Below are 13,518 nucleotides of genomic sequence, written 5' to 3'. Positions count from 1 at the left end.
GTCGGACTTGTTTTTTGCGCATTTGTCCCCCAGGGGAGAGAAAAATTATCGTTTTTTTTTTCAAAAATTCGGTAACCCAGCAGGAATATTTACCCAGAGCGTGGAAATAATCCTAAACGCTTTGATAGATAAAGGGAGTGAACTTAATGGAAGTAACAGACGTAAGACTTCGCCGAGTGAATACGGATGGTAGAATGAAAGCCATTGCGTCCATTACGATTGACCATGAATTCGTGGTTCATGATATCCGTGTCATTGACGGGAACAATGGCATGTTTGTTGCGATGCCCAGCAAACGCACCCCGGATGGGGAGTTCCGCGACATCGCACATCCGATCTCCTCTGCCACGCGCGAAAAGATTCAGGCTGCTGTGCTGGCTGAATACGAGCGCGTCGGTCAGGAAGAAGAGAACACCATCGAAGCAGGCGCTTGATTCAAGTCCAGCAAAAAGCACCCGGTCTCGACGACTGGGTGCTTTGTTCTTGCCGAAGCAGCCGGACGAAAAGCCAAGCGAGGCTGTTCCACCGGTCCCGGTCCTGTTGCCGTTTTCGCCGCTAATAGCAGGCCTCCAGATCGGCTATGATTTTTTCCCTGTCCAATCCTTCGCCGATAAAGACGGCTACCATCTTCGGACCGAAGTTTTCGAACGGAAACAGGTGCACCTGGTTTTCGGTGTGCTGAAATGAAATCAGTTCCTCCCTTCCTTTAAACAGCACGTACCCTTTGGCGCGGTAGACGTTTTTCGGCAGATCCCAGAGAAAATCCTCAAACTTGTCTGCGTCTACCGGTCCAGTAAAATGGTAGGAAAAGGTTTCGATGCTGTTGTACAGCGACGGCTGACCGGCTGAGAAGCCGAGCGATCGTTTTACTTTATCCAGGGTGGACATTCGTCCTATGCTTTTTTGCACAGGAGTGCCGGCCTTGTCACGGGCCTGTATGGCTGCACTGCGTTCGGCGGCGCGTTTGATGTTCAACAGTTCCCGCAGGTCCATGTCGCTCTGGATCGTCTGGTGGATCGGAGCGTGCGGATTCAGCTCCAGCAGCTTGGCCTTTACTTTTTCCAACACATCCGGGGTGACCAGATCGATTTTATTTAATAGAAGCAAATCGGCGTACTTCACCTGGTTGCGGATCGTCTTGACCAGCGTGCTGCTCGACTGAAAACGGGAGATAAGGCTGCGGAAGCGGGACGCGTCCACGACGCTGATGATTCCCTTGAGCTCCAATCTGTCGTACAGCTCCGGATGTGTCAGTGCGTCCACTACATCGACCGGATCGGCCACGCCGGTGGTTTCGATCAGGATGTGGTCAGGCTCAAAGGAAGCGAGAATGTCCTTCAGACCTTCCGTCAGCTCCCCGCGAATGGAGCAGCAGATGCAGCCGTCCAGAAGCTTTTTTACCGGAAAGCCAAAACCCTGAATCTGCTCGCCGTCGATGTCTTCATCGCCCATTTCATTCATCAGGACCACGACCCGACCGTCCTGGCTTTGCAGATAGGCCAGCAGTTTTTGTAACAGCGTCGTCTTTCCGCTGCCCAGATACCCGGTCAACATGTATACGCCAGCGCTCAACGCCACCATCCCCCTTGCCTTGTCATGTAACGGTCAGAACACGGAGGGCGGAGTTGGGAAAAATGTCAAAAATGTTACATTTATATTTTCGCAAGAGACTGACAATTCCCTTGAAGACCCGCTCTCGGTTCACTTCCCATCATAATCCAGGTGGGAAACAGGCGTCAAACGACTAAAAATCGCCATGGGAAACCAGTGCCTACCGTCTTGAAATCACCATTTGATTAAGATATAGTCATTGTGGAACTTATACGTTGGAGGGTTGACATGTCTAAGATCCATGCCGTGGTACTGGCTGCCGGTCAGGGAACGCGGATGAAATCGAAGCTGTACAAAGTTCTTCACCCCGTCTGCGGCAAGCCCATGGTCCAGCATGTGGTGGACACGCTGGCTTCCATGCGGGTGGAGGATGTCATCGTCGTCGTAGGTCATGGTGCTGACGCTGTTCGTTCCAGATTGGGCGACCGCGTCACGTACGCTTTGCAGAAGGAACAGTTGGGTACGGCTCATGCCGTACAGCAGGCGGTACCGTTTTTGCAGGCGAAAGAAGGAACTACGTTTATTTTGTACGGAGATGTACCCCTCCTGTCCGAGGAGACGCTCACTGCTCTCTTGCGCTATCACGAAGAGCAGCAGGCAGCTGCAACTGTACTGACTGCTGTCGTCCCGGACCCGACCGGTTACGGACGCATCGTGCGCAGTGAAACAGGTGAGGTGCAGGCGATCGTCGAGCACAAGGACGCAACTCCAGAGGAACGGGCGATCAGAGAAATCAACACAGGCATATACTGTTTTGACAATCAAAAATTATTGAAAGCCTTGGCACAAGTGAAAAATGACAACGCTCAAGGTGAATACTATGTGACGGATTGTATCGGCATTCTGCGGGAAGCAGGAGAAAAGGTGGCCGCGTTTGAAGCGGTTGACCCGGATGAAACGATGGGCGTCAACGACCGCTCGCAGCTGGCCGAAGCCGAAGCATACATGCGCAAACGCATCGCCGTGCGCCATATGAAAAACGGCGTGACCATTGTCGACCCCGCATCCACGTACATCGAAGCGGACGTGGTGATCGGTGCGGATACGGTGATTCAGCCCGGAACGTATTTGCGCGCAGGGACAACCATCGGCGCCGATTGCGTGATTGGTCCGCAGGCGGATTTGAGCAATGTGCAGGTGGCAGACCGTGTCACCATCTCCTACTCCGTCATGGTCGACGCTCGTGTGGAAGCAGACTCCACGGTCGGACCGTTTGCTTATGTGCGGCCGGGAACGGAAATTGGCCCGAGTGTCAAAATCGGCGACTTTGTCGAACTGAAAAATGCGAAAATCGGCAAAGGCACCAAGGTACCGCACCTCAGCTACGTAGGCGATGCCGAGATTGGCGAGGGTGTCAACATCGGCTGCGGTACGATTACGGTCAACTATGACGGCGCCGTCAAACACAAAACAGTCGTAATGGACGGCTCCTTTATCGGCTGCAACACCAATCTCGTTGCGCCGGTTACTGTGGGACAACAAGCGTATGTAGCAGCGGGTTCCACCATTACACAGGACGTGCCGGACGAAGCGCTGGCCATTGCTCGAGAGCGACAGATAAACAAGCCGGGTTATGCTAACAAACTGCCACGCAAAGGCAAGAAGGATTAACAACGGGGGGTTTTTTTAACTATCATGGCTAACTACCGCGATCCCAAACTGAAAGTCTTTACGTGCAACGCAAATCGCCAACTGGCAAAAGAGATTGCGGAGCACATCGGTGTACCGCTGGGCAATGCGGAAGCAGTCCGCTTCAGCGACGGCGAGTGTCAAATCAAATTGAACGAAAGCGTTCGCGGTTGTGACGTGTTTGTGATTCAGCCAACATGTGCTCCCGTTAACGAACACCTGATGGAACTGCTTGTGATGGTCGATGCGCTGAAACGCGCCTCTGCCAAGAGCATCAACGTCGTGATTCCGTATTACGGGTACGCCCGTCAGGACCGGAAAGCCCGCGCGCGCGATCCGATTACGGCCAAACTGGTCGCCAATCTGATCGAGACCGCAGGGGCGCACCGCGTCATCACGATGGACCTGCACGCGACGCAAATCCAGGGCTTTTTCGACATCCCGGTCGACCACCTGTTGGGCGTACCGATTCTGGGGAAATACTTTGCCGAAAAAGGCCTGCAGGACATCGTCGTCGTCTCGCCTGACCACGGTGGCGTAACCCGTGCCCGCAGGCTGGCGGAGCGCCTGGAAGCGCCGATTGCGATCATCGACAAGCGCCGTCCGGAGCCAAATGTTGCAGAAGTGATGAACATCGTCGGGAACATCGAGGGTAAGACAGCAATCATCATTGACGACATCATCGATACGGCTGGCACGATTACGCTGGCGGCCAACGCGCTGGTGGAAGCAGGTGCGCGTGACGTGTACGCGTGCTGCACGCATCCGGTGCTGTCCGGCCCGGCCATCCAGCGAATCAACGATTCCAAGATTAGCGAATTGGTAGTGACCAACACCATCCCGTTGAGCCAGGATCGGATGATCGACAAGATCAAGGTGCTGTCTGTGGCACCGATTATCGGGGAAGCGATCATCCGCGTTCACGAAGAGCTGTCTGTCAGCAAGCTGTTTGATTAGTACAACCCGGTCAGACGATTGAAATACGCCTCCGCTGGACAAGCTAGGGAGAAGGAAGAATCTGCTAGATGTCCAGAGGAGGTTTTTTTGTGGAAACGATCAAGGCGATCATCCGCCGCAAGGGAGAACAGCCGACGAACAACGAACTGCGACGCCAGGGCTGGGTCCCGGCTGTCGTCTACGGAAGCGACGTCCAGAATCTGGCGATCCAGGTGAATGGACGGGAACTGGATCAGGCCCTGCGCCATCAGTCCACCAACAAGCCATTCAAGCTGGTGGTCAACGGCAACGAACACCCCGTGATGGTCTACGAACTGCAGCGTCATCCCGTGAAGGGCAACATTCTTCACGCTGACTTCAAAAAAATCAATATGAATGAAAAAGTGCACACCAGCGTCCCGGTGCTGCTGGAGGGTGACCCGGAACTGGGGGTGGCCACCTTGGTCCGCCACAGCGTGGAAATCTCCTGCCTGCCCGGCAGCATTCCCGAAGCGTTTACCGTCAATGTCGACGGCCTCAACATCGGGGACGTGGTGCTGGCCAAAGATCTGGAGATTCCGCCCGACGTCGATCTCGGGATTGACGAGATGGAAGTGGTCGTAAGCATTCTGCCGGTGAAGGCCAAGTCGGACGAAGCAGTGGAGGCGGAACAGTCGGCCGAGGCTGTGGCCGAAGAGGCCGGATCGCCGCCAGAGAAAGCCAAAACCACATAGAGTGGCTCCTGCCCCGGATGTTTGGGGCTCAGCGTGTAGACAAAGTCCGCGGCGCAGGGGAGATCGGGCCCGCTCGCTTGGCCCATCCCTCCATGCGATGCACATTGTCTTCCGCTTCGGTTGATGAATGGGCAGGCCTTTCGGCCTGGAAATCATTTTTTGTGGACGCTAACTCAATGAACCGTTTGTCTTCAGTCTGTGCCCCGGATGTTCGGGGCTTTTTTATGTAGGTGTCACCGCCTTGGCGGAGCTTGGTTTTCTATGTACAATGAGGGGAGGTTAGGAGGGAACAACCGTGAAAGTGATCATTGGGCTGGGCAACCCCGGCAAAAAATATGAAGATACAAGACATAATGCAGGGTTTATGGCCATAGATAAAATTAGCGATAAGTGGAACATTCCCGTACAACAGCACAAGTTTCGCGCCATTGTTGGCGAGGGCCGGATCGAAGGGGAAAAGGTGCTGCTGGTCAAACCGCAGACTTACATGAATCTGTCCGGGGAGTCCGTTATCGAGGTGCTGTCGTTTTACAAGCTGACGCCGGATGATATTGTGGTAATTTACGACGATTTGGATCTGCCTTGCGGCCAGCTTCGCCTGCGGTTAAAGGGCAGCGCTGGCGGACACAACGGCATCAAATCGCTGATCCAGCACATGGGTACCCAGGAGTTCAAGCGAATCAAGGTGGGCATCGGTCGCCCCGAACCGGGAAGGAGTGTAAGCGATTACGTTTTGCAGACTTTTTCTGCCGCCGAGCGCCCGGTGATCAACGCTGCCGTGGAGCAGGCGGCTGAGGCTGCCGCGATGTGGACGAGAGAACCGTTTGAGCTCGTGATGAACCGCTACAACAGTCGGAAGTAACACGGTTAAGCGTCTGAACGTCAAAAAACCGCTCACGCCATGCGGCTTGATCAAGTATGTTTTTCCACCCCCTCGACCATACTAAGCGGTAGATTCGCCTGGGGGTGTATTGCGAGTGAGCATTCGCTATGTCTGCCGCTGCTGCGGCATCAGGATTGCGGAATTTGACGATGCGCGTGTGACGGAAGCACAGTTGGGGTTGGATTCCTTGACCCCGGAAGAACGTGCTCTTATAATAACCAAAGAACCTGAGGGGGACACGGTTGTCAGCATCACGTGCGCCTACTGTCGTGAGGCGCTGGATCTGCATCCGGAGCTTTCCCTGATCGGTAATCCGCTCCAATAACACTCCTACAGCTGCATCCTCTTATAAATAATATATGGAGGAAGCGAAATGCTTTCGGTGGAAGGCTTGCAAGGACAAGGCCTTGGCTTCTTGAGCTAAGGCTTCTTTTCGCATGACAGAAAATCCAGAGAGGGGACTAATGAATGCAAGTCATCATTAACCCGATAAAACGGGACGCCAACATCGGGACAATTGTCGCCGGCCTGGAAAAGGGGCTGCACGAACAGCTCGTCTCCGGTCTGGCCGGTTCCGCCCGGCAAGCGCTGATGGTGGCGCTCAAACAGATGGCGGGCCGTCCGATGTGCGTCATCACCCATAACATGTTTCAAGCGCAAAAAGTGTACGAGGATCTGATCGAACTCCTCCCCGCCGACGAGGTGCTGCTCTTTCCCGGAAACGAATTGATAGGCTCCGAACTGGCGATCGCCAGTCCCGAGATGCTGGCGCAGCGCGTACACGTGTTCAACCGTTTAGCCCGAGGCTTTACGGGTATTTTGGTTGCGCCGTTCGCCGGCGTACGCCGTCTGGTCGTGCCGCCTCACATCTGGCGGGACGCGCAGATCGAACTGCGGGTCGGCGAAGAACTGGACATTGACGCGTTTTTGCTCCGCTGTGTGGAGTTGGGGTACGAGCGCGTCGACATGGTGGAGCGAAAAGGTGAATTCAGCGTGCGCGGCGGGATCATTGACCTGTACCCGATCGACTCGGAATGGCCGGTGCGGATCGAGCTGTTTGATGTGGAAATCGACTCGATCCGCACATTTGACATGGGAACGCAGCGCTCGCTTACGTCCGTCCAGTCGTTTACAATCGGGCCGGCCAAGGAGGTCTTTGCCACGACCGCACTCTTGCAGGAGGCAGCTGTCCGGCTGGAGCAAAAGCTGGGCGAAACCGTATCCAAACTGAAGGACGGGGCGGCCAAGGAAAAAGTGGTGCAAAAAATCGGCGCCGACGTGGAACGGATGATGCAGGCACAGCGGTTTTCCCATCTCTATTCCTACATCTCGGTCCTCTACCCGACGAACGATACGCTGCTTTCCTATATGCCGGCTGACACGGTGCTGATCGTGGACGAACCGTCCCGCGTGCTGGATACGGCGGCGCAGCTTCAAAAAGAGGAGGCGGAGTGGCTGACCGGCCGGATCGCCGAAGGGGAGTACATGGCCAATTTGAGCTTGTCCCGCTCCTACGAGGAGACCGTGGGCGCGAAAAAGCGGCAGATCGTCTACCTGTCTTTGTTTTTGCGCCAATCGCCCAAAACGCAGCCGCAAAACATCGTCAATCTCACCTGCCGGACGATGCAAAACTTCCACGGCCAGATGAACGTGCTGAAGACGGAGCTGGCCCGTTGGAAAAAATCGCAGGACCAGATCGTTTTCGTTGCCGCCGATCTGGAGCGGGCCAAGCGTCTGGAACGGGTGCTGCATGACTACGAGATGGAAGCCGACCTGCTGACCGAGTCGGTGGAATCGGTTCCACCCGGTCGTCCGACCATTATTATCGGCAACCTGCAAACCGGGTTTGAACTGCCGTTGAACAAGCTCGTCGTCATCACCGAGGGGGAAGTCTTTACCCCCAAACAGCGCAAGGCGCGCAAAGTCCAACAGACGATGACCAACGCCGAGCGGATCAAAAACTACCTGGAGCTAAAACCGGGCGACTACGTCGTGCACGTCAACCACGGGATCGGCAAATACCTGGGGATCGAAACCAAAGAAATTCTCGGAATTCATAAAGATTACTTGCATATTCAGTATGCCGGCGGAGACAGCCTGTTTGTGCCGATCGACCAGATTGACCACGTGCAGAAATACGTGGGCAGCGAAGAGTCGGAGCCGAAAATCTACAGCCTCGGGGGCAGCGAGTGGAAGCGCGTCAAGAACAAGGTGAAGTCCTCCGTCAAAGACATTGCGGAAGACCTGATCAAGCTCTACGCGGCCCGGGAAGCGGCTGTGGGCCACGCCTTCTCGCCTGATACGGCGGAACAGCGGGAGTTTGAGGCGATGTTTCCCTACCAGGAGACGCCCGACCAGCTCCGGGCGATCGCTGAAGTCAAGCAGGACATGGAAAAGCGTCGACCGATGGACCGTCTCGTCTGCGGCGACGTGGGCTACGGCAAGACAGAGGTGGCCATCCGGGCGGCCTTCAAGGCGGTCATGGACGGCAAGCAGGTGGCCGTGCTTGTGCCCACCACCATTTTGGCGCAGCAGCATTACGAGACCTTCCGCGAGCGTTTTGCCGACTACCCGATCCGTGTCGAAGTGCTCAGCCGGTTCCGCTCGCGCAAAGAGCAGAACGCCGCGCTGAAAGGGCTGAAGGAAGGCACGGTGGACGTCGTCATCGGGACGCACCGACTGCTGTCCAAAGACGTCCAGTTTCGCGACCTGGGACTATTGATCGTCGATGAAGAACAGCGTTTTGGTGTCACCCACAAGGAAAAACTGAAACAGATGAAGACCAACGTGGATGTGCTGACCCTGACCGCGACGCCGATTCCACGGACACTGCACATGTCGATGATCGGCGTGCGCGACCTGTCCGTAATCGAGACGCCGCCGGAAAACCGCTTCCCGGTGCAAACCTATGTCATGGAGTACGGCCCGGCGCTGGTGCGGGAGGCGATCGAACGGGAACTGGCCCGTGGTGGTCAGGTCTTTTTCCTCTACAACCAGGTGCAGGGGATCGAGCAGATGGCGGAGCAAATCGCTGCGCTCGTGCCGGACGCCCGCGTCGCCGTGGCGCACGGCCAGATGAACGAGAGCGAGCTGGAAGGCATCATCCTGGACTTTTTGGAAGGCAATTACGATGTGCTGGTCAGCACGACGATCATTGAAACGGGCGTGGACATCCCCAACGTGAACACGCTGATCATCTACAATGCGGACAAAATGGGCTTGTCCCAACTGTACCAGCTCCGTGGACGGGTTGGCCGGTCCAACCGGATTGCCTATGCCTACTTTACCTACCAGCGGGACAAAGTGCTGACCGAAGTGGCGGAGAAGCGGCTGCAGGCGATCAAGGAGTTTACCGAGCTCGGCTCTGGCTTTAAGATCGCGATGCGCGACCTCTCCATCCGCGGCGCCGGGAATCTGCTGGGCGCCGAGCAGCATGGATTCATCAACTCGGTCGGGTTTGACCTGTACAGCCAGATGCTGAAAGAGGCGATTGACGAGCTGAAAGGGGAAGTGAAGCAGGAGAGCGTCTCCCCGGTGGAGATCAACCTGCAGCTGGACGCCTACATCCCGTCGCTCTACATCACCGACAGCCGGCAGAAAATCGAGATGTACAAAAAATTTGTGGCCGTCTCCTCCCTGGAGGACGTGGACGACCTGGCCGAGGAACTGCTGGACCGCTTCGGCCCCGTGCCGAAACCGGTGGAGAACCTGCTCACGATCTCACGCCTGCGGGTGTACGCGCTCAAGCACCACATCACCGAGATCAGCCAGAAAAATCCGGACGAGATCAAACTGTATCTGCATCCCAGCCAGAACAACAACATCGACGGCGGCGCGTTGTTCGCACTGGCCAGCAATTGGAACAGGCGATTGGGGCTCTCGGGTGGACAACAGATCGTCATTACTGTTAAAGTAAAAGGGTTACGGGAAGATGAAGGCGTGCAGCTTGTCGAAAAGCTGCTGCGTCAATTTCACTTGGTGCGCAAGGACACCAGTACGGAAAGCACCGTCTCCTGAGGGAGAACGGGCTTTTCGGGAAGGGAGAGCCATTCCATGAAACGATCTGTAGCCATTTTGTCTTCCGCCGTCCTGGTCGTGGCACTGCTGACCGGATGCGGAGGAGACAACAACACAGATGCTTCCAACCAGACCAACCAGAACCAAGCAGCAGGTGACCAGGCAAACGATCCGCTGGCGCAGTTTCCCAAGCTGAACCTGCCGTTCAAAGTGGATCAAAATGCCGCTGTCGTCGAGTACCAGGGAGGCACGCTCAGCGGGAAGGAATTTGAGACGTTCCTGCGAGTGATTAACTTCCTCAATCCGATGCAGGGGCAAATGATCGAAGTGGCGGATCAGGAGATGTTAAAAACGTTCGCCCGTGAATTCACGGCGACGAAAATCCTGGCCGCCAAAGCCGACGCTGCGATCGAGAAAGAGTCCAGGGAGACGGCTGAGAAGAGCTTCGACAAGATCAAAGAGCAGTATCTCAGCCTCCTGGGCAACGACAATGCCAAGTTTGACAAGCTGATGGAGAATCAGGGCGTCACCAAGAATCTCGTGATCGATCAGATGACGCTCATCAACAACTCGATCAACGTGCTGAAAAAGAACATTGATGACGCGGCGTTGAAAAAGATGTACGACGGCATGAGCAAGGAATCGCTGACCGTCGCCTCTGTCCGCCACATCCTGATCTCCACCGAAAATCGGAAACCGGAAGAAGCGCTCAAACTGGCCAACGATCTGGCGGCCCGCCTGAAAAAAGGGGAGGATTTCGCCAAACTGGCCAAAGAGCACAGCGACGACCCGGGCAGCAAGGACACGGGCGGTCTGTACGAAGACGCCGACGTGAGCCAATGGGTGCCGGAGTTCAAGGACGCGGCCCTGAAACTGCCAATCGGGCAAATCAGTGATCCGGTAAAAACTGATTACGGCTACCATGTAATGAAGGTGGAAAGCCGGAAACAAAAGAGCTTTGACGAGATGAAGGAACAGCTTCGCGCGCAGGCGTTGGAGCAGGAGTACGACAAATTCGGCAATACCGAGCTGGACAAGCTGATTACCAAGTACAACCTTCCGGAAGTGAAACAGCCTGCGGAACAGGCCAAATAGGACGGGTCTTTTGAGTGCAGGCCTTTTGGCCTGGAAATGCAACGTCTTCAGTCTGACAGGGAACTCAGGTTCCCTGTTTTTTCGTTTTCTCGCATATTCTTGAAGCTCCGGCGAATACTATAGTCACTCGCTACCGCCCGGGGGAGAGTAACAAAATCAAACTGGAAAATGTTGCAGTCGTCACTCGTCGTTAAAATGAGAATCTGAGGAAAAAATACAGGTAACCACCAACTCTTTCACAACCCACTTCTCACGAAAGCGAGGCAACATGACATGAAAGCAACTGGTATTGTTCGTCGCATCGACGACCTCGGCCGGGTCGTGATACCAAAGGAGATTCGTCGCACCCTGCGCATTCGCGAAGGCGATCCGCTGGAGATCTTCGTGGACCGCGACGGGGAGGTTATCCTGAAGAAGTATTCGCCCATCGGAGAACTGGGTGATTTCGCCAAGGAATACGCTGACTCGCTGTACGAAAGCCTGAACCATATCATCCTGATTTCCGACCGCGACAGCGTCATCGCCGTGTCCGGCGCATCCAAGAAGGAGTACCTGGAGAAGCCGATCGGCAGCATCGTGGAAAAATGCCTGGAAGAGCGGAAGACGCGCGTCGAAAAGAATTCGGGCACGTATGAAATTTGCCGCGACCTGCAAGAAACGTACGGGTCCTTTGTGATCGCGCCGATCGTGGCCGGCGGCGACCCGATTGGTGCGGTGATTCTCCTCACGAAAAACGAGGGGACCAAGATGGGCGATCTGGAAATGAAAATGGCAGAGACAGCGGCCGGTTTCCTGGCCAAGCAGATGGAGCAGTAACACGTCAAACAGCCTCGTGCGGCGGGGCTGTTTTTTTTTACGTCCGGAGGTGGAGGACGCGTCAATCCCCCGCTTTTCTTCCCGTTGATCGGTTGTGATATAATGGACGCAGTTTGTGTTTTGAGAGGAGAACATCACGCGCATGGCTCAGGAAAAGGCATCCGTCCAATTTGTAAAAGGAGCGGCCATATTGGGGGCAGCCGGGCTGGTCTCCAAACTGCTGGGTGCAGTGTACCGCATCCCGTACCAAAATATTGCCGGCGACATCGGCTTGTACGTCTACATGCAGGTGTATCCGCTGTATACCACGCTGTTGATCCTGGCGACGGCCGGGTTTCCCATCGCCATCTCCAAGATTGTCTCCGAACGCATCGCGGTCGGGGATGTGCTTGGCGCGCGCAAGGCGTTTCGCGTTGCCAGCGTCACACTTGTGGTGCTGGGGTTCTTTTTCTTTGCGCTGCTGTACGGCGGGGCACCGCTGATCGCCAGCTTCATGGGGGATGAACACCTGGTCACCCCACTACGGGCGGTCGCCTGGTCGCTGCCGATCGTGCCGATGGCAGCCATTTTGCGAGGGTACTTTCAAGGACATCAAAACATGATGCCGACCGGGGTATCGCAGGTGATTGAACAGCTGATCCGGGTTGTTTTCATTCTGTTGGCCGCTTTCTGGGCCATGAGCGTCTACCAGGACGCCTATTTGGCAGGAACGGGCGCAGTTTTCGCCGCATTTCCCGGGGCGGTGGCGGCGGTGCTTGTCCTGTTGTGGTACTGGAAAAGGGACAAGCAGTCCGGACCGATCGGGGAGGGCGTGACCCAATCGGCCGACGTGGCTGTCTGGGGCAACCGGCAGGTGCTGAAAAGCCTGTTGTTTTACGCCCTGCCAATCTGCATGGGGGCGCTGGTGCTGCCCCTGATCCCGCTGGTGGACTCGCTGACCGTCGTCAACATGCTGCAGTGGAGCGGCATGGAGGAAGAATTGGCGAAAGTGGCAAAGGGCGCCTATGACAGGGGGCAGCCGTTGATTCAGTTTGGCACGTTTTTCGCCACCTCCCTCTCGCTGGCGCTGGTTCCGGCGATCAGCGAGGCGGCGGCACAGCGGCAGTACCGGCTGATTGCCGGCCGTTCGGAAGTGGCGATCCGGCTCACCTTTTTGCTGGGACTGCCGGCTTCGGTCGGACTGGCGCTGCTGGCAGAGCCGGTCAACATCATGCTCTACGGCGACGACAAAGGGACGGAAGCGCTGGCCATCCAGGCCTTTACCATCCTGTTTGCCACGCTGAGCATCGCCAGTGCCGGCATCCTGCAGGGAATGGGACGGGTGATGCGCCCGGCCCGCAACCTGCTGATCGGAGTCGTCTTCAAACTGGTGCTGAACCTGGCGCTGGTGCCGTTCTGGGGCATTGCCGGGGCGGCGTTTGCCACTGTGATGGCGTATCTGGTCGCCATGGGGCTCAACGTGTTGGGAGTCGTCAAGTACACCAAGGCGCGCATCGGTTTGCGGCAGATCGCCAAGAAGCCGTTTTTGTCGGTGCTGATCATGTCCGTCGTCGTGCTTGTGGTGGAATGGGGATGCATGATGCTGGCGCCCGGCGCGCTTTCGTCCAGCCGGATTACCTACACGCTTACGGCCCTGTTAGCGGTCGGGTGTGGCGCAGTGGTCTATTTGCTGGCGCTGTTGAAAACGGGCGGATTGACGCGGGACGATCTCCGCTTCCTGCCGAAGGGGGCACGGATCGTTGCGCTGCTGGAACGGATTGGTCTGCTGCGCGGACAATGAGTTGAGAAGGAAAACAA

General features: G+C 56.1%; 11 protein-coding genes. 10 read left to right on the top strand and 1 reads right to left on the bottom strand.

All coding sequences use genetic code 11. From position 1 onward, the window contains the following. Positions 1-146: 146 nt before the first annotated feature. Complete coding sequence (spoVG, locus tag KDN35_RS09565) at positions 147-434, top strand: septation regulator SpoVG (RefSeq protein WP_029098031.1); 288 nt, start codon at positions 147-149, stop codon at positions 432-434. A gap of 121 nt (positions 435-555) precedes the next feature. Here spoVG and KDN35_RS09560 read toward each other — a convergent pair whose 3' ends face one another. Further along, a complete protein-coding gene (locus tag KDN35_RS09560) occupies positions 556-1,572 on the bottom strand; it encodes a CobW family GTP-binding protein (protein ID WP_171567199.1) in 1,017 nt (338 codons plus the stop codon). Between the two features lie 267 nt (positions 1,573-1,839). On the opposite strand from KDN35_RS09560, the gene glmU reads away from it, so the two are divergent. The 9 genes from glmU to KDN35_RS09515 all read left to right on the top strand — a co-directional run bounded on the left by glmU (position 1,840) and on the right by KDN35_RS09515 (position 13,501). Then, the gene (gene glmU, locus KDN35_RS09555; protein ID WP_212132614.1) at positions 1,840-3,222 is read left to right on the top strand and encodes a bifunctional UDP-N-acetylglucosamine diphosphorylase/glucosamine-1-phosphate N-acetyltransferase GlmU; all 1,383 of its coding nucleotides are present in this window, start codon (positions 1,840-1,842) and stop codon (positions 3,220-3,222) included. Positions 3,223-3,246: 24 nt separating this feature from the next. Further along, positions 3,247-4,197, top strand: a complete 951-nt coding sequence (locus tag KDN35_RS09550; protein WP_171567201.1) for a ribose-phosphate diphosphokinase — start codon at positions 3,247-3,249, stop codon at positions 4,195-4,197. A gap of 89 nt (positions 4,198-4,286) precedes the next feature. Continuing rightward, positions 4,287-4,910, top strand: coding sequence for a 50S ribosomal protein L25 (locus KDN35_RS09545; RefSeq protein ID WP_230077608.1), 624 nt, complete (start codon positions 4,287-4,289; stop codon positions 4,908-4,910). A gap of 295 nt (positions 4,911-5,205) precedes the next feature. Then, entirely contained in the window at positions 5,206-5,772 is a 567-nt protein-coding gene (gene pth / locus KDN35_RS09540; protein ID WP_171567203.1) for an aminoacyl-tRNA hydrolase, read from the top strand. A 115-nt stretch (positions 5,773-5,887) separates the two neighbouring features. Beyond that, the gene (locus KDN35_RS09535; RefSeq protein ID WP_171567204.1) at positions 5,888-6,118 is read left to right on the top strand and encodes an anti-sigma-F factor Fin; all 231 of its coding nucleotides are present in this window, start codon (positions 5,888-5,890) and stop codon (positions 6,116-6,118) included. Between the two features lie 143 nt (positions 6,119-6,261). Further along, a complete protein-coding gene (mfd, locus tag KDN35_RS09530) occupies positions 6,262-9,810 on the top strand; it encodes a transcription-repair coupling factor (RefSeq protein WP_212132613.1) in 3,549 nt (1,182 codons plus the stop codon). Positions 9,811-9,846: 36 nt separating this feature from the next. Next, positions 9,847-10,905: a peptidylprolyl isomerase gene (locus KDN35_RS09525; protein ID WP_171567206.1), complete on the top strand. Its 1,059-nt coding sequence runs from the start codon at positions 9,847-9,849 to the stop codon at positions 10,903-10,905. Between the two features lie 273 nt (positions 10,906-11,178). Further along, positions 11,179-11,721 (top strand): stage V sporulation protein T, encoded by a 543-nt coding sequence (gene spoVT, locus KDN35_RS09520; protein ID WP_171567207.1) that lies wholly within the window; start codon positions 11,179-11,181, stop codon positions 11,719-11,721. 142 nt (positions 11,722-11,863) lie between these two features. Further along, complete coding sequence (locus KDN35_RS09515) at positions 11,864-13,501, top strand: putative polysaccharide biosynthesis protein (RefSeq protein ID WP_212132612.1); 1,638 nt, start codon at positions 11,864-11,866, stop codon at positions 13,499-13,501. Positions 13,502-13,518 lie beyond the last annotated feature (17 nt).

Origin of the sequence: Brevibacillus sp. NL20B1, assembly GCF_018195675.1 — a bacterium.
In the GTDB taxonomy this organism is placed as follows: Bacteria; Bacillota; Bacilli; order Brevibacillales; family Brevibacillaceae; genus Brevibacillus; species Brevibacillus aydinogluensis.
This window is presented reverse-complemented; position numbering and strand designations above follow the sequence as displayed.

Excerpts from the sequence above, each read along its gene's own strand:
- spoVG (WP_029098031.1), top strand. The coding sequence starts at position 147 with ATGGAAGTAACAGACGTAAGACTTCGCCGAGTGAATACGGATGGTAGA.
- glmU (WP_212132614.1), top strand. The coding sequence starts at position 1,840 with ATGTCTAAGATCCATGCCGTGGTACTGGCTGCCGGTCAGGGAACGCGG.
- KDN35_RS09550 (WP_171567201.1), top strand. The coding sequence starts at position 3,247 with ATGGCTAACTACCGCGATCCCAAACTGAAAGTCTTTACGTGCAACGCA.
- mfd (WP_212132613.1), top strand. The coding sequence starts at position 6,262 with ATGCAAGTCATCATTAACCCGATAAAACGGGACGCCAACATCGGGACA.
- KDN35_RS09525 (WP_171567206.1), top strand. The coding sequence starts at position 9,847 with ATGAAACGATCTGTAGCCATTTTGTCTTCCGCCGTCCTGGTCGTGGCA.
- spoVT (WP_171567207.1), top strand. The coding sequence starts at position 11,179 with ATGAAAGCAACTGGTATTGTTCGTCGCATCGACGACCTCGGCCGGGTC.
- KDN35_RS09515 (WP_212132612.1), top strand. The coding sequence starts at position 11,864 with ATGGCTCAGGAAAAGGCATCCGTCCAATTTGTAAAAGGAGCGGCCATA.